Source organism: Diaphorobacter sp. MNS-0, assembly GCF_019602835.1.
GTDB classification, from domain to species: Bacteria; Pseudomonadota; Gammaproteobacteria; order Burkholderiales; family Burkholderiaceae_C; genus Diaphorobacter; species Diaphorobacter nitroreducens.
Genome location: NZ_CP080761.1, coordinates 224,397 through 245,244, shown reverse-complemented (window position 1 = coordinate 245,244; position 20,848 = coordinate 224,397). Strand labels below are relative to the sequence as shown.

Here is a 20,848-nt window from a genome sequence, read left to right as displayed (position 1 = left end):
GCACGCCCGAGCACCCGGGGCGCCCTGCGGGCCGCACAGCAGGTGTTCGCTGTAAGAGTCATTCTTCGGGAAGACCCTGGGCAATGGCTTGATGCAAAACAAAGCCAAAAACATTTTCAGCAAAATGGTCTTTCAGCAGCCCAGCGCCATCACCAAGGCATGCCGCATGGGCCGCAGGGCCCGCCAGAGGCAAGGTCAACGGCCCCGCAGCAGTTGCACCGCGTGTGGCAGCGAGCGCGCCTGCGGCAGCCAATGGTCCAGCGCCGCGCCCAGGGCCACCGCGCACAGCAGGGCGCCAAGCAAGGGCTTGCCCGTCAGGCGCCAGGCCGCGCCAAGCCAGCCCGCGCGCTCCGCGCCCATCAGCGCCCGTGCCGAGGCCACGGAGAACGCCAGTTCGACGGCCACGGCCAGCAGCACCTCGCTGCCAAAGTACAGCCACGCCAGCGCACCCGCACCCCCCAGCAGCGCCACGCCCACCACGAAGATCGCCACCACCGGCACGACCACCACGGCGGCTTCGTCGGCGCTTCCCGCGGCCTCCAGCGCTCCCGAGGCCGCGTCGCCCAGATCACCGCCCCATCCGGTGCCGCCAGCGCCATCTGCGGCCGGCGCGTCCCACTGCCCAGTCGCGCCCGCCCCGCCAAAGTCGCCGCCACCGCCGTGCAAGGGTGGCGTGGTGCCCTGCGGCCCCGGGCCGGCGGGCCAGCCCGCATCGGGCAGCAGGTCCAGCCCGTCGGGCGCATCGCCCGCATCGCTGCGCCGACGCAGCAGCCATGCGGCCCACAGGCGCAGCACCAACAGATAGACCCCATATCCCACGCCCAGCGTGACCAGGTAGCGCAGCGCCAGCGACGGCACGCCCAGCGCCATCTGCGCATGGGACACCGCCCACATCACACCCAGGATCAGACTGCCGATGCACCAGCCGTGCAGCCGCAGGGCATGGCGCTGGCGCAGGCCCTCCTGCAGCCGCTGCGGCAGGCGCATGCCGCGCCACGAGGCGCCCGTGCGGCCGCGCACCCGGACCATGGAGGGAATCAGTCCTGCACCACCACGGGCACGCGCGGTGCCAGCGCGCACATCAGCTCGTAGCCGATGGTGCCGCCCGCTTGCGCTACCTCGTCGATGGGCAGCACGGCGCCGTTGGCGGCGCGGCCCCAGAGCGTGACCTCGGCCCCCAGCCCCGCGCCGGGCACGGGCGTGAGGTCCACGGCCAGCATGTCCATGCTCACGCGCCCGATGGTGCGCGTACGCACCCCGTTCACCAGCACGGGCGTGCCGGTATCGCAGTGGCGTGGATAGCCGTCGGCATAGCCGCAGGCCACGATGCCGATGCCCAGCGGCCCCTGCGCCGTGAAGCGCGAGCCGTAGCCCACGGTGTCGCCCGCCTGCAGCTGCTGCACGCCGATGATGCGCGAAGCCAGCGTCATGGTGGGCAGCAAGTCCCAGTCGGCCGCGCGGCGCTCGGGATGGTCGGGCGCGCTGCCGTACAGCACGATGCCCGCGCGCACCCAGTCCAGCCGCACCTGCGCATCACCGCCGTGGCGCAGCAGCGCGGCGCTGTTGGCGATGCAACGCTCGCCCGGCAGGTCCCGCGTGGCGGTCTGGAACGCCTGCACCTGGTGCGCGATGCCGCGCGGGCCGTCGGCGTCGCTGAAGTGGGTCATGCACGAGATCTCGTCCACCTGGGGCAGCGCGTTCAGGCGCGCCCAGGCGCTGCGGTAGCGCTCGGGCGTGAAGCCCAGGCGGTTCATGCCGGAGTTCATCTTGAGGAACACGCGGTGCGGCACCTGCGTCTTGTGCGCGGCCAGCCAGTCGATCTGCGCATCGCAGTGCACGGCATGCCACAGGCCCAGGCGCGAACACAGCTCCAGGTCGCGCGGCTCGAACACGCCCTCCAGCAGCAGGACCGGGCCGCGCCAGCCGAGAGCGCGCACGCGCTCGGCCTCGGCCAGGTCCAGCAAAGCGAAACCGTCGGCGGCGCGCAGGCCTTCGAACACGCGCTCGATGCCGTGGCCGTAGGCGTTGGCCTTGACCACCGCCCACACGCGCGCATCGGGCGCGGCACGCCGCGCGCGCTCCAGGTTGTGGTGCACGGCTGCGGGGTGGATGGTCGCAAGAATGGGGCGCGGCATGGGGGTGTTTCTACGGACTGGACGGGGGCCATTCTGGCACTGGGCGCGCGGGGTCGCGTGATATAACCGCCCGTCGCTCCTCGGAGTGTTTCGAATTTTCACAGGCCATCATTCCCGCTGATGGAGCCACCAGCCACCCGATGAAGCGCGGTTTCTACACCATCATGTCGGCGCAGTTTTTCAGCTCGCTGGCCGACAACGCATTGTTCGTGACCGCGGTGGAACTGCTGCGTACGAGCGGCGCGCCGGAGTGGCAGCGCGCAGCGCTGGTGCCCATGTTCGCGCTGTTCTACGTGGTGCTGGCGCCGTGGGTGGGCGCATTCGCCGACTCCATGCCCAAGGGGCGGGTGATGTTCATCAGCAATGCCATCAAGGTGGTGGGCTGCCTGATGATGCTGTTCGGCCACCACCCGCTGCTGGCCTACGCCGTGGTGGGCCTGGGCGCGGCGGCGTATTCGCCGGCCAAGTACGGCATCCTCACCGAGCTACTGCCCGCATCCCAACTCGTGAAAGCCAACGGCTGGATCGAGGGGCTGACCATCGCCTCCATCATCCTGGGCGTGCTTGTGGGCGGCCAATTGGTCGCACCCCACATCGCCAGCCATCTGCTGGCGCTGGACATGCCGGGCATCGATCTGGGCATCGACCTCGCGGCCGAAGCCGCCATCCTGGCGCTGGTGCCGGTGTACATGCTGGCGGCGTGGTTCAACCTGCGCATCCCGCACACGGGCGTGGAGATGCGCCCCCTGCCGCCCAACCCGCTGGCGCTGCTGCCCGACTTCTGGACCTGCAACGGGCGCCTGTGGCGCGACAAGCTCGGGCAGATCTCGCTGTCCACCACCACGCTGTTCTGGGGGGTGTCGGGCAACCTGCGCTACATCGTGCTGGCCTGGAGCGCCGCGGCCCTGGGCTACAGCACCACGCAGGCCTCGGCCCTCGTGGGCGTGGTGGCCATCGGCACGGCCGCGGGCGCGGTGGCGGCGTCCCTGCACATGCGCCTGGACATGGCCACGCGCGTGATCCCGATGGGCATCGCCATGGGCCTGCTGATGATCCTGATGAATGTCATCAGCAACATCTGGCTGGCCATTCCGTTCCTGATCCTGCTGGGTGGGCTGGGGGGCTTCCTGGTCGTGCCCATGAACGCGCTGCTGCAGCACCGCGGCCACAACCTGATGGGCGCGGGCCGCTCCATTGCCGTGCAGAACTTCAACGAGCAGGCCGCCATCCTGGGCATGGGGGCGTTCTACAGCCTGTCCACCAAGTTCGGGCTGTCGGCCTTCGGTGCCATCACGGCCTTCGGCATGCTGGTGGCGGGCGTGATGTGGCTGATCGGCCGCTGGCACGCGCACAACGTGCGCAGCCATCCCGAGGAAGTGGAGCACCTGCTCTCCATCGCCCGGCACGACCACCACTGAACCGGCGCGTGGGGCTACCCCGCGCGCCCGCCATCGCGCCGGCACAATGCGCCGCAAAGGCTGGGCGTCTTCGCGCCTTCACCACTCTGTTTTTGATAGCTGCTTGCGCTTGCCAGATAAGCGCTACGGCCACTTTTTGCATGCAATCTCCGCTTCCCGCCCTGGCCTTGCTGTTCAACGCCTTCATCTGGGGACTGTCCTGGTGGCCGTTCCGGCAGATGCACGGCGCGGGACTGCACCCGCTGTGGGCCACGGCGCTCATGTATGGGGCCATCCTCCTTGTGCTGCTGGCGCTGCGGCCGGGCATTTCCGCGCAGCTGCGGCAGCACAAGGCCCTGTGGTTGCTGGCGCTGTGCTCGGGCCTGAACAACGTGGCCTTCAACTGGGCCATCACCATTGGCGACGTGGTCCGCGTGATCCTGCTGTTCTATCTGATGCCAGCCTGGAGCGTGCTGCTGGCCTGGCGCTTCCTGGGCGAGCGGCCCACGCCGCAGGCGCTGGCGCGGCTGCTGCTGGCCTTCAGCGGCGTGCTGCTGGTGCTGTGGCCCGCCGAGGGCGGCCTGCCGCGCCTGCTCGCCGCCCTGACGCTGGCCGATCTGCTCGCGATCCTCGGCGGCTTCACGTTTGCCGTGACCAACGTCACCCTGCGCCGCCTGCACGCCGTCCCGGGCCAGGCGCGCATGGTCGCCATGTTCGGCGGCTGCATGCTCATGGCGCTGCTGGCGGCCCAGCTGGGCCGATCCCTGGGCGTGGTGCCGCCCTTTCCACCACTGAACGCCACCTGGGCCTGGGTTGCGGCGCTTCTGGCGGTCGTGCTGCTGGCCGGCAACTGGGCGCTGCAATTTGGCGCCGCGCGCCTGGCGGCGGGAACGACGGCGATCATCATGCTGTCGGAGGTGGTGTTCGCCAGCGGCTCCTCGACGCTGCTGGGCGCGGCACAGCTGACGGGCGGGACCCTCGCCGGCGGCGCGCTGATCCTGCTGGCGGCCGGCTGGTCGGTCTGGCGGCCGCGGGTGCATGCAGCAGGCACACCCCATGCCCCCAGTGATAAGGTGACGGACACACGACCGGAGGCCCCATGACCACTGCGTATGACTTCGACGCGACACGCATCGACGGCGCACCCCAGCCACTGAGCGACTTCCGCGGTCAGGTGCTGCTCATCGTCAACACCGCCAGCGCCTGCGGCTTCACGCCGCAGTTCACCGGCTTGCAGGCGCTGCATGAACGCTACGGGCCGCGCGGGCTGGTAGTGCTCGGCTTTCCGTGCAACCAGTTCGGCCACCAGGACCCGGGCAGCAACGACGCCATCGCGGGCTTTTGCCAGCGCAACTATGGCGTGCAGTTTCCCATGATGTCCAAGATCGACGTCAACGGCAGCGACGCGCACCCGCTGTACCGCTGGCTCACCGCCGAAGCGCCCGGCGTGCTGGGCACCAAGGCGATCAAGTGGAACTTCACCAAGTTCCTGGTCGGTCGGGACGGCCAGGTGATCCGCCGCTACGCGCCGCAGGAGGCTCCCGAGAAGCTCACGGTCGACATCGAGGCAGCGCTGACGGCCTGAAGCCAAGCGGTTTTCACAAGCGGTCCGGCGCGACATGCGCGCTCCACAAAGGCCGCGGCAAGTACAGCCCCGATACCGGCCTCCGGGCCTGCCAAGACCAGCCAAGGCAGCAAGCGGGCCACGACCCGCGGCTCTCACCGTGCCATGCTGCGTGGGTACGCCGTGGGGCAGGTTTGCAGCGCGTGCAGGCCCGGCGCTGGACCCGCAGCGGAGGAGCAAAAAAGGTCAGGAGGAGAACGCGGCGCCGTCCAGCCCCTCGGCCGGGCAGTCACACATCCGGGCCTCGACCTGGCGCAGCAGGTCGGCCTGGGTCTTGCCGGGCTCCTGGCGGAAGCGCTCGTCCAGCACCTCGAAGGCCGCGATGCGGTCGATGCGAAAGCCCCGGAAGTCATCGCGCAGTTCGCACCAGGCCGACAGCGTCCACACCTTGCCCCAGTAGAAGCAGCCCAGCGGCCGCACGCGCCGCAGGCTGGGCCGGCCCTGCACGTCGGCGTAGTCAAGCCGCACCACGTGGCAGGACTGCACGGCCTCGCGCAGCGCCTGCAGCGCGGCCTGGGCGCGCGTATCCAGCCCCGAGCCCGGCGCGTAGAGCGCTTGCGCCTCGGCCCCCGCGCGCGCGGCGGGCGGCAGCACCGAGAGGATCTTGCCAAGCGCACCCTCGATCTCGCGCGCCATGCCGCCATCGACCCAGGTCTGCGCAAGCCGCGCGGCGGCCACGAGGGCGTTGGCCTCGCCCTGGCTGAACATCAGCGGCGGCAGCTCGAATCCCGCGCCCAGGCGGTAGCCCACGCCGGCCTCGCCTTCAATGGGTATGCCCTGGTGCTGCAGGTCGGCCACGTCGCGGTAAATGGTGCGCAGCGACACTTCCAGCCGCCCGGCGAGAAAGGCGGCCGTGGACAGGCGCCGGCCCCGGATGAGCTGGACGATCTGGAACAGGCGGTCGGCACGGCGCATGGAATCTCAGGCCACGGAAGGAATGGTCCGCATGGTACGGTGCCGGGTGCCAGGCAGGACAGCGCCCGGGCCTGCACTCAGAGCAGCACGCCGATGTGCAGGGCGACGCACTCCGGCCCCTCGTAGCATTCGAAGTCGGTGTCGAAGCGGCGCCGCACCTCGGGATGTTCCTCGAAGTAGCGCCACGCGGCGGCCCAGGCGTCGAGCACCATCTGCGGCATGGGTCCCTCGCAGTGGAACACCAGATAGCTGCCCGGCTGCACCTCGATGCGGGCCGCGCCCACCGGCGGATCGGCCTGCACGGCGGCCGACACGCCGGCCGTCACGTCGAAGGCGCCATGCTGATCGGACTCATAGGCACTGTAGACGCCGTAGAGGCGCCCGTCGGCCCCGGGGCCGGGCAACTGGCGCGCCCAGCTTTCGGTGAAGAACTGGTCCCACAGTGCGCCTATGCGCGCCCGTTCGGGCTGGGCCTCGTCTCGGTTGCAGGTGCGCACGGCAACGCCCGCCACGCTGAACGCCGGCACCTGGACGGTGATTGGGGTCATGGAAATCTCTCCTGAACGGAATCCAAGAACGCGCCGATGCTGCCGCCACCCTGCTGACAACGGGGTGTCAGCAGGGTGTGCGAGCCGGCGCCTCAGCGCGCCATGGCGTGCAGGCCGATGGTGTTGCCCTCGGTATCGCGCACGTGGGCGATGTACCCCATGCCCTGGGGCAGCTGCGTGCAGGCATCCACGACCTGTCCACCGGCAGGCACTACACGGGCCAAAGCCGCCTCCACGCTGGGCTCGCAGTCCAGGTAGATGCGCACGCCCGCGTCAGGCGCCGCGCGGCGCTGCGGGCCCGCCACCAGGCAGCCGCCCGTCGCGGGATCGTCCTTGGAGAACAGGGCCATGGGTTCGCCGCCGAAGTCTTCGCGGCGCATGGGCCGGTCCAGCATGCGCTCGTAAAAGGACTGCGCACGGCCGAGATCGGCGCACGGAATCTCGAACCAGTTGATGGCCTGGCTGGATGAGGGGATGGTCATGGAGGGGCTCCTTGAAAGCAAGTTGCGAAGGCCTCCATGCTGCGGGGAAGCTGCTGACAGCGTCGTGTCAGCAGCCTGTCACCACCCCTCGCGCCGCGCTCAGGCTCCCGGTGCGCGGCGCTGGCGTGCCCGCTCGAGCATCTGCGCCGCCTGCCGAGCGGGCAGGCCGTACATATCGGCAAAGGCCTCGGGGGTCTGGCCGCTGGCCTCGAAGGCACGCAGCAGCGCCTCGGCCTTGGCATCGCGCTCGGCCACCTCGGCAAAGGCCTCATCGAGCAGGGCGTTGGCCTTCTCGTCGCGGCCGCGCACCAGCGCGTCATAGGCCTCGCGCGTGAGGCCGCTGGCCTCGAACGCCTGGGCAATGCGCCGGCGCAGCTTGGCCGTCAGGTCCTCGCCGTCCTGCGGCTTGCGCCGGCGGAACACCTCCAGCAGCGCGTGGTGCACATGCTCGGGCGCCATGTCCTCCACGGGCTGGCCCTGCAGGTCGTGGCGCTTCATGCCCTGGGCCACCGCATTCAGATAGCGCGTGGACCGCGTGTGGATGGAGAGGGCGAGCTTGAGCGCGTCCTTGTCGATGGCTTCGCCATGCGCGGCCAGCAGGTCCTGGAAGATGCCGCGCTTGAGCGGCAGGAACTGCGCGCCGAACAAGTGCGGATACCAGCCCGCCAACTGCTCCAGCAGCGGATGCGTACGGCGGGGTGCACCCGCCGCGGGGCCGCCCTTGGCGCCGGCCTGGGGCGCATCGCCTGCGGCCTGCGCTCCCGGCTCACGCCGCCCCCCCGCGCGGCCACGGCCGCCGCGGCGATTGGCCCTGGGCGCGCGTGCGGCGCCGCTGTCAGCGGCGGGTGCCGGGCTGGCCGACGCGGGGCTCTCCGGTGTCGCATGGCCTTCGGCCGCGGGGACCGCAGCGGCGATGGGTGGCACGCCTTCTTCGTGGATCGGAGCGGGTGCGTTCACGGTGTCGTTCATGGCTCGAAAGCGCGCGGCCGGGCCCCGAAAGCCCGCCCCGCGCGGCGGTCAAAACCCGCCATCATGCCAGCAATGCAGCGTCCAGCACCTCCACCCAGTGCTTCACGGGAATGCCCGTGCCGCTTTGCAGGTGGGTGATGCAGCCCATGTTGGCCGAGAGGATGGCCGCAGGCGGCTGCTCGGTGAAGGCCTCGCCCAGCGCGCCCAGCTTGCGGTCGCGCAGCTGGTACGACAGTTCCGGGTTGAGCACCGAGTAGGTGCCGGCCGAGCCGCAGCACAGGTGCGACTCGGTGCGCGCCACGCGCAGCTCGAAGCCCAGCGCCGCCAGGTGCCGCTCCACGCCGCCGCGCAGCTTCTGCCCGTGCTGCAGGGTGCAGGGCGGGTGGTAGGCCAGCGGCGCCGCGGGAGGCTGGATGCGCCCGCGCAGACGCTCCACCAGATCGGGCAGCAGTTCCGACAGATCGCGCGTGAGGGCGCTCACCCGCGCCGCCTTCTCGGCGTACTGCGCGTCGTTGCGCAGCAGGTGGCCGTATTCCTTCACGGTGACGCCGCAGCCCGAGGCATTCATGACGATGGCCTCCACCTCGCCGCGTTCCACGTAGGGCCACCAGGCGTCGATGTTGGCGCGCATCTGGGCGAGGCCCCCTTCCTGATCGTTCAGGTGGAACTTGACCGCGCCGCAGCAGCCCGCCTCGCGCGCCACCACGGTCTGTATGCCTGCAGCATCCAGCACGCGTGCCGTGGCGCTGTTGATGTTGGGCGCCATCGACGGCTGCACGCAGCCCTCCAGCAGCAGCACCTTGCGCGCATGGCTGCGCGTGGGCCAAGCGCCCGCGTCCTGGCGCGGCGGCACCTTGGCGCGCAGGCGCTCGGGCAGCAGGCCGCGCACGGCCTGGCCCACCTTCATTGCCGGGGCAAAGAGCGGCGATGGCAAGCCTTCCTTGAGCATCCAGCGGGCCGCCGCCTCGCCGCGCGGGCGCGGCACCTTTTCCTCGACGATGCGCCGGCCGATGTCCACCAGATGCCCGTACTGCACGCCGCTCGGGCAGGTGCTCTCGCAGTTGCGGCAGGTCAGGCACCGGTCCAGGTGCAGCTGCGTCTTGCGCGTGGGCTCGGCCCCTTCCAGCACCTGCTTGATGAGGTAGATGCGCCCGCGCGGGCCGTCCAGCTCATCGCCCAGCAACTGGTAGGTGGGGCAGGTGGCAGTGCAAAAGCCGCAATGCACGCATTTGCGCAGGATGGCCTCGGCCTCCTGCCCTTCGGGCGTGCCCTGGTACTGGGGTGCGAGCTGGGTCTGCATGGTGTGTCGTGGAGATCGTGGAGGGTTAGCGGCGCGCGGGGGCGTCTTCGGCGGGTGCGGGAGCGCGGCGCGCGCGCCACAGCTGGGCCAGGCGCTGGCGGTCGGCGGCGAGGGGGGGCAGCGACAGCGCCAGCAGGATGGACGCCAGCGGCACCACCCAGATGAAGCCCACGTACTTGAAGCCCGCCGCGCCGACCACGCCGCCGGCGGTGAACATGCCCAGCAGGCTGGCGAACATGCGCAGGCGCGTCTTGTTGGCATGCACCTGCGACTCGCGCGGCGTCCCGCTGCGGTTCCAGTACAGGGCCTTGCCCATCTCGATGCCGAGGTCGGTGACGATGCCCGTCATGTGCGTGGTGCGGATCTGGGCCGAGGACATCTTGGTCACCACCGCGTTCTGCAGCCCCATGATGTAGGCCAGCAGCAGCACCGTGAGCGGCACGGCGAACGGCGTGCGCCAGCCCAGCGTGATGGCCCCCATCAGGCCGAACAGCAGCATCAGCACCGCCTCCAGCAAGAGCGGCAGCGCAAAGCCGCTGCGCAGGTGCTGGTGGCGCGCCCAATTGACGAGGATGGCCGTGGAGCCCGCGCCCGACATGAACGCCCACAGCGTGCCAATGGCGCTGAGCACCAGCGTCATGTTGCCCAGCACCAGGTTGTCGGCCACCAGCGAAAGGAAGCCCGTCATGTGCGAGGTGTACATGTGCACGACCAGAAAGCCCCCCGCGTTGATCGCTCCCGCGTTGAACGCCAGCAGCAGGCCCAGCGTGCGGTTGGTGACCGTGGTGCGGTGCCGCCCGGTCAGGTGGCGCAGCAGGCGCATGGCTAGGGCCTGTTCACACTATTTTTGCCAGTGCGAATGGCGTGAAAACCGCGCCAATCTAGGCGCGTGACGACGCCAAGGCCGGGGCCTTGGCTAGGAGGGCAACGACGCGTGGCGCGGTTTTCACTCCGTTCCCTCCGGGTTGCGATCAAAAAGGGCCATTCGCGGCGTTGCCAAGCCTCGCTGGGGTAGCACCCCAGCTTCGTTTGGCGCCTTGCGCCTGGCCCTTTTTGATCGCAACGCATCTGGCAAAAATAGTGTGAACAGGCCCTAGACGAGGCGCCCGGGGTTGAAGATGCCGGCCGGGTCGAACGCCTGCTTGAGCCGCTGGTGGATCGCAGCGAGCGCCGCAGAATTTGCATCAAAAATGGCTCTAGCGCTTATCTCATCTGCGCTAGCAGCTATGAATAGAGAAGCACTACCCCCCACCTCGGCGGCCAGTGCGTGCAGCGCATCGCCGTGCTGCGGCAGCGCCTGCACCCAGCGCAGACCGCCGTGCCACTCCACCAGCGGCGGCGCCACGCCCGCGGGTAATGCCAGCACGGGCGCGGTCTGGGGAACCGACAGGCGCCACAGAGCATGGTCCGCCGCGCGCGCGGCGAACCAGGGCAGGCGCTGGTCGCGGCAAGCCTGCCAGTCGTTAGGCACGGTGGGAGCGTCTTGCAACTCACCTCCCATGCTGCGGCAGGCGGCCTGCACCGCCGCCTGCGCGCCACGCAGGCGCAAGTAGAGCTGGCCGCGGCCCGCATCCTCCACCCAGCAGCTGGCGTTGAGCGGCAGCGGCTGGCCGCCCCAGGCGTTGAGGCGGCGCAGCGCCTCGGCCTGGTCGCAGTCAAAGCGCAGCGTGGCCTCGGCCGGCGGCACCGGCAGCACCTTCAGGCTGACCTCGGTGATCACGCCGAGCTGCCCCCAGGCCCCGGCCATGAGGCGCGAGACGTCATAGCCCGCCACGTTCTTCATCACCTGCCCGCCAAAGCGCAGCAGCTCGCCGCGCCCGTTGATGATCTCCACGCCCAGCACGTAGTCGCGCACCGCGCCCACGCTGGCGCGCGCCGGGCCCGACAGGCCGGCCGCCACCATGCCCCCCACGGTGCCGCCTTCGGCAAAGCGTGGCGGCTCGAACGGCAGGCTCTGGCCATGGCGCGCGAGCAGCGCCTCCAACTCCGCCAGCGGCGTGCCGGCCAGCGCGGTCACCACCAGTTCGCTGGGCTCGTAGCTCACGATGCCGGCCAGCGGCCGCATGTCCAGCGGCTCGCCGGCATGCTGCGGCGCGCCCGGGCCATGGAAGTCTTTGGTGCCTCCGCCGCAGATGCGCACGGCGCTGCGGCGGTCTGCGCTGTCGCGCACGCGGTCGATGATCTGGCGAAGGGCTGCGTCCATCCGGCGATGGTACTGCCCTGCCCTTTCGGGCGGCCGTGGCGCAGGTTTGATTTTTTTGAACGCGCGGCGTGAATGGCGCCGGCAGCCATGCGCGCCGCAGGGGTCAGCGCTGGCCGATCTCGCACCAGGCCACGGGCAACCCCGCCACGGCCACGCGGGTGGACAGCACCCGCCCCGACTGGGGCCAGCGCGCCAGCTCATCGGCACTGCGGCCCTTGCGTGCAGAGGTGACGAACAGCGTGTGCCCGTCCGGCCCACCGACGCAGGGCATGGTGGGGCAGGACAGCGGCGTGGGCAGCTCGGCCAGCACCTCGCCGCGCGGCGACAAGCGCAGCACGCGCGCGCCCTCGTACAGCGCGCACCAGTAGGCGCCTTCGGCATCCACAGCGGCACCGTCCGGGCGGCCGCCATAGGGGACTGCCTCATCGCGCGTCGCAAAGCGGTGCAACACACGCGGCGCCCCGATGGGCTCCAACTGGGCGTTGCAGTCCCACGCGCGGATGGTGTGCGAGGGCGTGTCGCTCCAATACAGCGTGTGCCCGTCCGGCGACCAGGCCAGGCCGTTGGCGGTGGCCACGCCGTCCAGCATGCGGCGCACCGTGGGAGCATCGGGGCCGTCCTGGTCCCCGCCGCGCAGGTCGATGCAGTACAGCGCAGCGACGGGCTGGCGCGGGCCCTGGGCGGGCTCATGCACCGTACCCACCCACAGGCGCCCGAGCGCGTCGCACTTGCCGTCGTTGGCACGCTCGGTCGCCGGGTCGATGGGCAAGTGCGCCAGCGTGAGGAGCGGCCCGCCCCAGCGCGGCGCGTGGCAGATGCGGTCGCGCAGCGCCACCACCAGGCCTGCGGGTGTGCCCCCTTGGCGCGCCGGCGCGATGCAGCCGGGCTCGGCCGGCAGGGGCCAGCATTGCGCATCGCTCCCGTGCACGCCGCTGCGCCACAGCGCGCGGCCAGCGATGTCCACCCAGTACAGACGGGACTCCAGGGGGTGCCAGAAAGGAGATTCGCCGAGTTGCGCGGGCGCGGCGGCCAGGGGCGTCCAGGCAGTGTTCATGCAGGCATTATTGGCCCCGGGCCTGCGCGCCACCCAAAGAAAAGGCCCGCCAAGGGCGGGCCCAAAAAAGGGACAGGGAGTTGCTCGCTTGTCATCGGGGGCGCCGCGCCACCACGCGGCGCCCGCCGTTCAACGCCGCTCAGCGGTGGTAGGCCGTCTCGCCGTGGGAGGTGATGTCCAGGCCCTCGCGCTCGGCTTCCTCGCTCACGCGCAGGCCCACCAGCAGGTCGGCGACCTTGTAGGCGATGAAGGACACCACGCCCGACCACACGATGGTGAACAGCACGCTCTTGACCTGCACCCACACCTGCGCGCCCATGCTGAAGGTGTCGGGCGTCAGGCCGCCGGTGCCGCCCAGGCCCTGGGCCGCGAACACGCCGGTGAGGATGGCGCCCACGATGCCGCCCACGCCATGCACGCCGAACACGTCGAAGGCGTCGTCCACGTTCAGCATCTTCTTCAGGCCGCCCACGCCCCACAGGCAGACCAGGCCGGCGATCAGGCCGATCGCGATGGAGCCCATGGGACCCACGAAGCCCGCGGCGGGCGTGACCGCCACCAGGCCGGCCACGGCGCCCGAGGCCGCGCCCAGCATGGAAGCCTTGCCCTTGTGCAGCGCTTCGCCGGCAATCCACGACAGCGTGGCGGCCGAGGTGGCCAGCACGGTGTTCACGAAGGCCAGACCGGCAGCAGCGTTGGCGGCACCGGCAGAGCCGGCGTTGAAGCCGAACCAGCCCACCCACAGCAGCGAGGCGCCCACCATGGTCAGCGTCAGGCTGTGCGGGGTGAAGGCCTCTTTGCCGAAGCCGATGCGCTTGCCCACCATGTAGGCACCCACCAGGCCCGCGATACCGGCATTGATGTGCACCACGGTGCCGCCCGCAAAATCGAGCGCGCCGTCGGCCGCCAGCAGGCCGCCACCCCACACGATGTGGGCCATGGGCACGTAGCTGAAGGTGAACCACAGCAGCGCGAAGATGAGCACGGCCGCAAAACGCATGCGTTCCGCAAAGGAGCCCACGATCAGCGCCACGGTGATGGCCGCGAACGTGCCCTGGAAGGCGATGAACACGTATTCGGGAATGGTCGCCAGCGCACCAAAGGTTTCCTGGCTCACGCCCTTCAGGAAAAGCTTGGACAGGTCGCCCACGAATTGGCCCTCGCCGGAGAACGCGAGGCTGTAGCCATAGATGGACCACAGCAGCGACACCAGGGCAAAGATCACGAACACCTGCATCAGCACGGACAGCATGTTCTTGGTGCGGCCCAGCCCCCCGTAGAACAGGGCCAGGCCCGGGATGATCATCAGGATCACGAGCAGCGTGGAGGTCAGCATCCAGGCGGTGTCGCCCGAGTCCACCTTGGGCGCGGCGGGCGCCTCTGCCGCGGGTGCGGGTGCGGGTGCCGCAGCAGGTGCTGCGACGGGCTCGGCAGCGGGCGCAGGCGCGGGGGCGACGGCCACGGGCTCCGAAGCCGCCGCGGCCGCGTCGGGTGTCTGGGCCAGCGCGCCGGCGCCACCGGCCAGCAGGCTTGCACCGATCAGTAGGGAAGCAAATAGTTTTTTCATGGCAGATCTCTGGGTCGGGAGGGACGAATGCCTGTGCGGCGCGCGCTCACAGGGCTTCCTGGCCGGTCTCGCCGGTGCGGATGCGCACCACCTGCTCCAGGTGCGCCACGAAGATCTTGCCGTCGCCGATCTTGCCGGTGCGGGCCGCGCCTTCGATGGCCTCGATGACGCGTTCCACCAGCTCGTCGGCCACGGCGGCCTCGATCTTCACCTTGGGCAGGAAGTCCACGACGTACTCGGCGCCGCGGTACAGCTCGGTATGGCCCTTCTGGCGGCCGAAGCCCTTCACCTCGGTCACGGTGATGCCCTGTACGCCGATGTCCGACAGGGACTCGCGCACCTCGTCGAGCTTGAAGGGTTTGATGATGGCGGTGACCATTTTCATGATCGGTTCCTTGTCGAGAGTTAAAGGGTCTTGGTGAGGGAGACGATCAGGCGGGCCTTGTTGGCATCGCCGAAGAAGCCCTTCTTGTTGGCTCCGGCAACCGCCGCGGACAACGACAGGCCGGCGCCGAAGTCGTAGGCGCCGCCCACGCTGTAGTCCACGTAATTGGGCACGCCCAGATCCTTGATGTCGCTGGCAAAGCGCGTGTAGCCCACGGACGCCTTCAGCGTGACGCTGGGCGCAACCTCCTGCGCAAACGCCAGGTTCAGGTAGCCCGTGTTGCGCCCACGGTTGCTGGAGGTCTTGGCGCCCGCCCAGCCGAAGTAATCCTTGGACACGGTGTGCGAGTACTTGGCCGTGAACGGGCCGTACGTGGCCGCGCCGTACAGCTCGGTGGTGTTGCCGTTGGTGTTGCCTGGGTACACATACGTGAGCGCGCCCACATCCAGGTCCACCTCGCCGGCCTTGAATTTGTAGCCACCGTAGAAGTCGGCCTCGATGGAGTTGCCGGACAGCCAGTCCACGCTGGAGTTCCAGTTGCCCACGTAGAAGCCACTGTCGCCAAAGCTGTAGTCGAACCCGCCCTGGATGGCCGGGTTCACGGCCTTGATGCGGTTCACGTCCTGGTCCTGGCCGCGGAACTTGTAGTTGCTGGTCAGCGACACATTGGCAGTGAGCTGGGCGCTGGCAAGGCCCGGTACGGCGACGGCCGCAAAAGCGAGGGTCAGGGTCTTGAGGGAAAAGCGGTGCATGGTTCCTCCAGTGTTGGGCGACGGTTGACACCCCTCAATGCATGGACCGTGCCACCCCGAAATCCGCCCCGCGACGGCCTGCCGGGTACCATCCTGAGACATACGTGCAGTCACAGGGGTTGCAGCCCGGCGCATTTCGCACCAGCCTGGTGCAGGGCTGCCCTCTTGCGCATCCCGTCGCCATGGTTGCACGCACATGCCTGGGGAGATCCGTTGCGATGAGTCTTGCTTTGGTGCAAAGCCGCGCCCTGCTGGGCCTGCACGCGCCCGCCGTTACGGTGGAAGTACACCTGGCCAACGGGTTGCCCAGCTTCGCGCTGGTGGGCCTGGCCGATGTCGAGGTCAAGGAGGCGCGCGAGCGCGTGCGCTCCGCGCTGCAGAACGCCGGGCTGGAATTCCCGGCCAACAAGAAGATCACCGTGAACCTGGCGCCGGCCGATCTGCCCAAAGACTCCGGCCGCTTCGACCTGCCGATCGCGCTGGGCATCCTGGCCGCGAGCGGGCAGATCGACGCGGCCCGGTTGGACGGCTGGGAGTTCGCCGGCGAGCTATCGCTGTCGGGCCTGCTGCGCCCGGTGCGCGGCGCCCTGGCGACCAGCTTGGCGCTGCGCGCGCTGGCGCAGCCCGTACGCACGGTGCTTCCCCCCGGCAGCGCCGAAGAAGCTGCGCTGGTGCCGGGCACCGAGATCTACCGCGCGCACCACCTGTTGGACGTGGTACGCCAGTTCGTGCCCGTGCCCCCGCCGAACGATGATGGCGCGGACGACGGCGGTTGGCAGCGGCTGCAACCCGCGCCGCCGGCCCCGGCCACCGATGGCCCGGACCTGGCCGACGTGAAGGGGCAGGCCGCGGCCAAGCGCGCACTGGAGATCGCTGCCGCAGGCGGGCACGGGCTGCTGCTCGTGGGGCCCCCGGGCTCGGGCAAATCCATGCTGGCCCAGCGTTTTGCCGGGCTGCTGCCCCCGATGGGGGTGGAGCAAGCGCTGGAGAGCGCGGCCATTGCCAGCCTGGCCGGGCGCTTCAGCCCCGCGCAGTGGATGCAGCGCACCACAGCCAGCCCGCACCACAGCTGCAGCGCGATCGCACTGGTGGGCGGGGGCTCGCCGCCGCGCCCGGGCGAGATCTCGCTCGCGCACGAAGGCGTGCTGTTCCTCGATGAATTCCCCGAATTCGCCCGCAGCGCCCTGGAGGCGCTGCGCGAGCCGCTGGAGAGCGGGCGCATCACCATTGCCCGGGCGGCGCAGCGCGCCGAGTTCCCGGCGCGCTTTCAGCTCGTGGCGGCCATGAACCCCTGCCCCTGTGGTTTTGCGGGCTCGCACCAGCGCGCCTGCCGCTGCACACCCGACCAGATCGCGCGCTACCAGGGCAAGCTCAGCGGCCCGCTGCTGGACCGCATCGACCTGCATGTGGAGGTGCCCGCGCTGCCGCCCGAGGAACTGCTGGGCGCCCCGCCCGGCGAACCCAGCGGCGCCGTGCGCGAACGCGTGGCCCGCGCGCACGAACGAGCGCTCCAGCGCCAGGGCAAGGCCAACCAGGCATTGCAGGGTCAGGAGCTGGAACAGATGGCGGCGCTGGACGCGCCGGCCGCGCGGTTCCTGCAGGCCGCGGCGGCGCGCCTGGCGTGGTCGGCGCGCAGCACGCACCGGGCCCTCAAGGTTGCACGTACTATTGCCGATCTATCGGGTTGCGAGACCGTGGGCGCCGCCCATGTGGCCGAAGCCGTGCAATACCGGCGCGCCCTGCGCGCACCGGCGTGACGCGCCACCGCTGCCCTTCCTTGTTTGAATCCTCCTGAAGATCCTATGAAAAACCTCAGCATCGGCACCCGCCTAGGAGGCGGCTTCGCCCTTGTCCTGCTGCTGATGGCCCTGATGACGGCCTTTGGCGTATGGCGCCTGCAGACCGTGGCGCAAGCCACCAACGAGATGACGCAGCAACCCTTGGCGGTAGAGCGCATGATCAGCGACTGGTACCGCTACGTGTACAGCGCGGCGCGGCGCACCTCGGCCATCGTCAAGAGCACGGACCCCTCGCTCGGCCAGTTCTTCGCGGCGGACACCGCCACCTCCACGCGCGAATCGGCCGAGCTGCAAAAGCGTATCGAAACACTGCTCACCAGCGACGAGGAAAAGGCCCTGTGGGCCGACATCCAGAAGGCGCGCGTGACCTACCTGTCCTCGCGCGACCAGGCCGTGAAGGCCAAGGCCGAGGGCCAGCTGGAGGAGGCCGAACGCCTGCTCACCCAGGTGTACCTGCCCGCCACCGACCAGTACGTGGCGCTGATCCAGCGCCTGCTGGACATGCAACGCGCCCGCATCGACGCCACGGCGCAGGGGATCAATGTCACCTATGGGCAAAGCCGGCTGTGGCTGATCGTGCTGGGCGTGCTCGGCCTGGGCGCAGGCGCCCTGTGCGCATGGTGGCTCACACGCGGCATCACGCGGCCGCTGGCGCAGGCCGTGCAGGTGGCCCGCGCCGTGGCGGCCAACGACCTCACCAGCCGCGTGCAGGTCGACTCGCGCGACGAGACCGGCCAGCTGCTGCAGGCGCTGCAGGAGATGAACGCCAGCCTGTCGCAGGTGGTGGCGCGCGTGCGCTCGGGCACCGACGGCATCGCCACGGCGTCCAGCCAGCTCGACGCAGGCAACCAGGACCTGTCCTCGCGCACCGAGGAGCAGGCCAGCTCGCTGCAGGAAACCGCCGCCTCGATGGAGCAGCTGACCAGCACCGTGCGCCAGAACGCCGACAACGCGCGCCAAGCCAACCAGTTGGCCTCCTCCGCCGCGCAGACGGCCACGCAGGGCGGCCAGGTGGTGGCTGGCGTGGTGCAGACCATGGGCGCCATCAACGCCAGCAGCCGCAAGATCAGCGACATCATCGGCGTGATCGACTCGATCGCCTTCCAGACCAACATCCTGGCGCTGAACGCCGCGGTGGAGGCCGCGCGCGCCGGCGAGCAGGGCCGCGGCTTTGCCGTGGTGGCCGGCGAGGTGCGCGCACTGGCACAGCGCAGCGCGGCTGCCGCCAAGGACATCAAGGGCCTGATCGGCGACTCGGTCGCCAAGGTGGAGGAAGGCTCCCACCAGGTCGAGGAAGCCGGCCGCACCATGGACGCCATCGTGCAGAGCGTGCAGCGCGTGAGCGACCTGGTGGCCGAGATCACCGCCGCCAGCCAAGAGCAGAGCGCGGGCATCGAGCAGGTGCACCAGGCCATCACGCAGATGGACCAGGTCACGCAGCAGAACGCCGCACTGGTGGAGGAAGCCACCGCCGCCACGGGCTCGCTCAAGGCCCAGGCTGGCCAGTTGGCGCAGGCAGTGAGCGTGTTCCGCGTGGAAGGCCTGCAGGCCGCCCAGACGGCAACGGCAGCGCCCGCCCCCCTCCGCCGGCCCGCACCGGCCACAACGACCACAACGACCAAGCCCCCCGCAGCAGCGCGCACGCTGGCGGCGCCCGCCCGCCCGCCCGCCGGCAGCTGCAGCGGCCAAGGCGGCCCCGGCCGCCGCGCGCCACAGCGACGACGATTGGGAAGCCTTCTGAGCGCCCCCGGGCGGGGATGCCTCACCCGCCCCGTTTTACTACGTTATTTATAGCTGTTAGCGCTGATGTAACAAGCGCTACAGCCCAAAAATGCAGTAAAGCAACCAGGCGCAGCCCCGCTGCCGGGCGTCAAACGAACATGCCGCCCGATGCCTCGATGCGCTGCGCGTTCACCCAGCCCGTGCCCGGCTGCAGCAGCGCTGCGATCACGCCACCGATGTCGTCCGGCAGGCCCACGCGGCCCAGCGCGGTCTGGCCGGCGATGAAGGCGTTGAGCTGCGCGTTGTCGCGCACGGCGCCGCCGCCGAAATCCGTCTCGATCGCGCCAGGCGCCACCACGTTCACGGCAATGCCGCGCGCGCCCAGTTCCTTGGCCAGGTAGCGCGTCAGCACCTCTACCCCGCCCTTCATCGCCGCATAGGCCGCGTAGCCCGGTAGCGCGAATCGCGCCAGGCCCGACGACACGTTCAGGATGCGCCCGCCGTCGTTCATCAGCGGCAGCAGCTTCTGTGTGAGGAAAAACACGCCCTTGAGGTGGATGTTGACCATGTCGTCGAACTGCGCCTCGGTGGTCTCCATGAAGCTGGCATACACGCCCACGCCGGCGTTGTTCACGAGGAAGTCGAAACGCTCGCGCTGCCAGTGCCGCGCCAGCACGTCGCGCACCTGGCCTGCGAAAGCGGTGAAGGTGGCGCTGGCCGCCACGTCCAGGGGCAGCGCCACGGCGCGGCGGCCGAGGGCCTCGATCTCGGCGACGACGGCCTGCGCCTCGGCGGCCTGGTTGCGGTAGGTCAGGATCACATCGGTGCCGGACCGCGCCACGTGCAACGCGGCATTGCGGCCCAGTCCCCGGCTGCCGCCGGTGATGAGGGCGATGGCCGGGCGGGCGGCCATGCCGGCGGTGGCCGTAGAGGAGGAAGAAGATGCGGCGTGGGTCATGGCGGGGACCTTTCAGTGAGGAGTGAGAAGCAGTGAACGGACTCTATTGATCCGCGCTGCATCCATAAATCACTGAAAATTGATCGCATCGTTCTTTGGATACGAACAATGAGCCCGTTTGACCGCATGCACATCTTCGTCCGCGTGGCCGAGCTGGCCAGCTTCACGCAGGCCGCCGAAGCGCTGGGCATTCCCAAGGCCAGCGCCTCCACCGCCGTGCAGCAGCTCGAAACCCAGCTTGGCACGCGCCTGCTGCACCGCACCACCCGGCGCGTCCAGCTCACGCAGGACGGGCAGGCCTATTACGAGCGGTGCAAGGATCTGCTGGCCGACGTGGACGAGCTGCAGTCCATGTTCCAGCACCCCGACGGCGCCGGCCTGAAAGGACGCGTGCGCATCGACATGTCCACCGGCATGGCGCGCAACGTGGTGGTGCCCCGCCTGCCCGAACTGCTGGCGCGCCACCCCGGTCTGGAGGTGGAGCTGAGCAGCACCGAGCGCCGCGTGGACGTGGTGCGCGAGGGCTTCGACTGCGTGCTGCGCACGGGCGCCGTGGTGGACAGCAGCCTGGTCGCGCGCCCGCTGGGGCTGGCGCGGCTGGTCAACTGCGCCAGCCCGGCCTATCTGCGCGCGCATGGCACGCCACGCTCGCTCGCCGACCTGCCGGGCCACCGGCTGGTGCATTTCGTGAACACGCTGGGCGCCCGCTCTGCAGGCTTCGAGGCCGTGGTGGATGGCGCACCCGTGCTCACCCCCATGCAGGGCGCCCTCACGGTGAACAATGCCGAGGCCTACATGGCCGGCTGCCTGGCGGGGCTGGGCCTGATCCAGGTGCCGCACCTGGGCGTGGTGGACCTGCTGGCGCGCGGCGATCTGGTCGAAGTGCTGCCGCAACTGGCCGCCCCGCCGATGCCGCTCACGCTGATGTACGCCAACCGCCGCAACCTGCCGCGGCGCGTGCGCACGGTGATGGACTGGCTGGCGCAGGTGGTGGCGGAGCATCTGGCGCAGGTGGCCGCCGCCTGAGCGGCCTGGCCC

General features: G+C 70.1%; 20 protein-coding genes and 1 pseudogene. 6 read left to right on the top strand and 15 right to left on the bottom strand.

Going from position 1 to position 20,848, the window contains the following annotated elements; all coding sequences use genetic code 11:
• Positions 1-58 precede the first annotated feature (58 nt).
• Genes K2L43_RS01095 through alr form a run of 3 tightly spaced genes read right to left on the bottom strand, consistent with a single transcriptional unit; the run spans position 59 to position 2,135 of the window.
• Positions 59-199 (bottom strand): hypothetical protein, encoded by a 141-nt coding sequence (locus tag K2L43_RS01095; protein ID WP_220638333.1) that lies wholly within the window; start codon positions 197-199, stop codon positions 59-61.
• Complete coding sequence (locus K2L43_RS01090) at positions 196-1,029, bottom strand: hypothetical protein (RefSeq protein WP_220638332.1); 834 nt, start codon at positions 1,027-1,029, stop codon at positions 196-198. Before K2L43_RS01090 ends, K2L43_RS01095 begins: the two co-directional genes overlap by 4 nt.
• Positions 1,030-1,037: 8 nt before the next feature.
• Positions 1,038-2,135: an alanine racemase gene (gene alr, locus K2L43_RS01085; protein ID WP_220638331.1), complete on the bottom strand. Its 1,098-nt coding sequence runs from the start codon at positions 2,133-2,135 to the stop codon at positions 1,038-1,040.
• A 140-nt stretch (positions 2,136-2,275) separates the two neighbouring features.
• On the opposite strand from alr, the gene lplT reads away from it, so the two are divergent.
• The 3 genes from lplT (at position 2,276) to K2L43_RS01070 (ending at position 5,117) form a co-directional block, all read left to right on the top strand.
• Positions 2,276-3,553 (top strand): lysophospholipid transporter LplT, encoded by a 1,278-nt coding sequence (gene lplT, locus K2L43_RS01080; RefSeq protein WP_220638330.1) that lies wholly within the window; start codon positions 2,276-2,278, stop codon positions 3,551-3,553.
• Positions 3,554-3,693: 140 nt separating this feature from the next.
• Positions 3,694-4,635 carry a DMT family transporter gene (locus K2L43_RS01075; protein WP_220638329.1) on the top strand — a complete coding sequence of 314 codons (942 nt, stop codon included), beginning with the start codon at positions 3,694-3,696 and terminating at the stop codon, positions 4,633-4,635.
• A complete protein-coding gene (locus K2L43_RS01070; RefSeq protein WP_123675315.1) occupies positions 4,632-5,117 on the top strand; it encodes a glutathione peroxidase in 486 nt (161 codons plus the stop codon). The genes K2L43_RS01075 and K2L43_RS01070 overlap by 4 nt, the downstream gene beginning before the upstream one ends.
• Positions 5,118-5,342: 225 nt before the next feature.
• On the opposite strand, the gene K2L43_RS01065 is transcribed toward K2L43_RS01070, so the two are convergent.
• The 11 genes from K2L43_RS01065 to K2L43_RS01015 form a co-directional block, all read right to left on the bottom strand.
• Positions 5,343-6,071 (bottom strand): YafY family protein, encoded by a 729-nt coding sequence (locus K2L43_RS01065; protein WP_220638328.1) that lies wholly within the window; start codon positions 6,069-6,071, stop codon positions 5,343-5,345.
• A gap of 77 nt (positions 6,072-6,148) precedes the next feature.
• Positions 6,149-6,619, bottom strand: coding sequence for a GyrI-like domain-containing protein (locus K2L43_RS01060; RefSeq protein WP_012655292.1), 471 nt, complete (start codon positions 6,617-6,619; stop codon positions 6,149-6,151).
• A 92-nt stretch (positions 6,620-6,711) separates the two neighbouring features.
• Positions 6,712-7,101 (bottom strand): VOC family protein, encoded by a 390-nt coding sequence (locus K2L43_RS01055; RefSeq protein WP_041835845.1) that lies wholly within the window; start codon positions 7,099-7,101, stop codon positions 6,712-6,714.
• A gap of 99 nt (positions 7,102-7,200) precedes the next feature.
• A complete protein-coding gene (locus tag K2L43_RS01050) occupies positions 7,201-8,070 on the bottom strand; it encodes a ProQ/FINO family protein (protein WP_220638327.1) in 870 nt (289 codons plus the stop codon).
• A 61-nt stretch (positions 8,071-8,131) separates the two neighbouring features.
• Positions 8,132-9,370: a glycolate oxidase subunit GlcF gene (glcF, locus tag K2L43_RS01045; protein WP_196994602.1), complete on the bottom strand. Its 1,239-nt coding sequence runs from the start codon at positions 9,368-9,370 to the stop codon at positions 8,132-8,134.
• 25 nt (positions 9,371-9,395) lie between these two features.
• Complete coding sequence (locus K2L43_RS01040; RefSeq protein WP_088887897.1) at positions 9,396-10,193, bottom strand: YoaK family protein; 798 nt, start codon at positions 10,191-10,193, stop codon at positions 9,396-9,398.
• Positions 10,194-10,463: 270 nt separating this feature from the next.
• Complete coding sequence (gene glcE / locus K2L43_RS01035) at positions 10,464-11,573, bottom strand: glycolate oxidase subunit GlcE (protein ID WP_220638326.1); 1,110 nt, start codon at positions 11,571-11,573, stop codon at positions 10,464-10,466.
• Positions 11,574-11,676: 103 nt separating this feature from the next.
• Positions 11,677-12,627 (bottom strand): SMP-30/gluconolactonase/LRE family protein, encoded by a 951-nt coding sequence (locus tag K2L43_RS01030; protein ID WP_220638325.1) that lies wholly within the window; start codon positions 12,625-12,627, stop codon positions 11,677-11,679.
• Positions 12,628-12,766: 139 nt separating this feature from the next.
• Positions 12,767-14,194 (bottom strand): ammonium transporter, encoded by a 1,428-nt coding sequence (locus tag K2L43_RS01025; RefSeq protein ID WP_220638324.1) that lies wholly within the window; start codon positions 14,192-14,194, stop codon positions 12,767-12,769.
• Positions 14,195-14,240: 46 nt separating this feature from the next.
• Positions 14,241-14,579 (bottom strand): P-II family nitrogen regulator, encoded by a 339-nt coding sequence (glnK, locus tag K2L43_RS01020; RefSeq protein WP_011803632.1) that lies wholly within the window; start codon positions 14,577-14,579, stop codon positions 14,241-14,243.
• A 20-nt stretch (positions 14,580-14,599) separates the two neighbouring features.
• A complete protein-coding gene (locus tag K2L43_RS01015) occupies positions 14,600-15,331 on the bottom strand; it encodes a TorF family putative porin (protein ID WP_220638323.1) in 732 nt (243 codons plus the stop codon).
• 218 nt (positions 15,332-15,549) lie between these two features.
• Between K2L43_RS01015 and K2L43_RS01010 the strand changes: the two genes are divergently transcribed.
• Positions 15,550-17,088: a YifB family Mg chelatase-like AAA ATPase gene (locus K2L43_RS01010; RefSeq protein ID WP_012655283.1), complete on the top strand. Its 1,539-nt coding sequence runs from the start codon at positions 15,550-15,552 to the stop codon at positions 17,086-17,088.
• A gap of 45 nt (positions 17,089-17,133) precedes the next feature.
• A pseudogene (locus K2L43_RS01005) lies at positions 17,134-18,871 on the top strand (methyl-accepting chemotaxis protein).
• Positions 18,872-19,000: 129 nt separating this feature from the next.
• Here the strand turns inward: K2L43_RS01005 and K2L43_RS01000 are convergent.
• Entirely contained in the window at positions 19,001-19,810 is an 810-nt protein-coding gene (locus K2L43_RS01000; protein ID WP_220638322.1) for an SDR family NAD(P)-dependent oxidoreductase, read from the bottom strand.
• 108 nt (positions 19,811-19,918) lie between these two features.
• Here K2L43_RS01000 and K2L43_RS00995 point away from each other — a divergent pair, with 108 nt between their 5' ends.
• Entirely contained in the window at positions 19,919-20,836 is a 918-nt protein-coding gene (locus K2L43_RS00995) for a LysR family transcriptional regulator (RefSeq protein ID WP_220638321.1), read from the top strand.
• The last annotated feature ends 12 nt before the right edge of the window (positions 20,837-20,848 follow it).